Source organism: Burkholderia sp. Ac-20392, from assembly GCF_017104585.1.
Lineage (GTDB): Bacteria > Pseudomonadota > Gammaproteobacteria > Burkholderiales > Burkholderiaceae > Burkholderia > Burkholderia lata.
This window is the reverse complement of record NZ_JAAGPB010001076.1, coordinates 1-1,024: the sequence shown is the minus strand read 5'-3', so window position 1 is coordinate 1,024 and position 1,024 is coordinate 1. Positions and strand designations below refer to the sequence as shown.

At 68.9% G+C, this 1,024-nt stretch carries 1 pseudogene; it reads right to left on the bottom strand.

Annotation, left to right across the window (positions count from 1 at the left end):
* Window positions 1-805 (bottom strand): annotated as a pseudogene (locus tag G3N99_RS40865) (two-component system sensor histidine kinase KdbD); the annotation flags it as partial.
* Between the last annotated feature and the right edge of the window lie 219 nt (window positions 806-1,024).

Sequence of the window (1,024 nt, the reverse complement as noted above, 5' to 3'; positions counted from 1 at the left end):
CCCGCACGAGCGTCGGCGCTTCGGCGCCGGGACCGACGCACACGAGCAGCCGCTCGCGCGCCTGCCAGATGCGCTGGATCGAACGGTCGGCGCGGTATTCGCGCATCTGCGCGTCGACGCGATCGGCCGTGCGCCGCAGCGCCAGTTCGCGCAGCGCGATCAGGTTGCCCTTGCGGAAGAAGTTGCGCACCGCGCGCTCGGCCTGCTGCGCGAGATAGACCTTGCCGTCGCGCATCCGCTCGAGCAGCTCCTCGGCCGGCAGGTCGACGAGCGTGACTTCGTCGGCCGCGTCGAACACGCGGTCGGGCACCGTCTCCCACACGCGGATGCCGGTGATCGCGCCGACCACGTCGTTCAGGCTTTCGAGGTGCTGGACGTTGACGGTCGTGTAGACGTCGATGCCCGCGTCGAGCAGTTCGTACACATCCTGCCAGCGCTTCAGGTGCCGTGCGCCCTGCACGTTCGAATGCGCGAGTTCGTCGACGAGGATCAGTTGCGGCTGGCGCGCGAGCGCGCCGTCGAGATCGAATTCGGCGAGCGTGCGGCCGCGATAGTCGATGCGCGCGAGCGGCAGCACGTCGAGGCCGTCGAGCAGCGCGGCGGTTTCGCTGCGCCCGTGGGTCTCGACGATGCCGACGACGACGTCGACGCCTTCGTGCAGGCGCTGGCGCGCGGCCTGCAGCATCGCGTAGGTCTTGCCGACACCGGCCGATGCGCCGAAGAAGATCTTGAGCTGGCCGCGCCGCTGCTTTTCTTCGTCACGCTGCAGCTTGTCGAGGAGTTGGTCTGGATCGGGACGATTCATGCGTCAGAAAGGCGGAGCGCCCGGATGCGCGCGAGTACGAGCATTGTTGTTCCAAATCGCCGCAAAAGGCAAAGACGGCGCATGCGCCGTCGGGAAAAGTTGCGTCCGGCGCGGATCGGGCCGCGCCGGACGCCGGTTGTCGCCGGAAGCCCGGGCGCGCGCTCAGTGCGCGGCCTGCGCCGCGTCGAGCGCGAGGTTCAGCTTCAGCACGTTCACGCA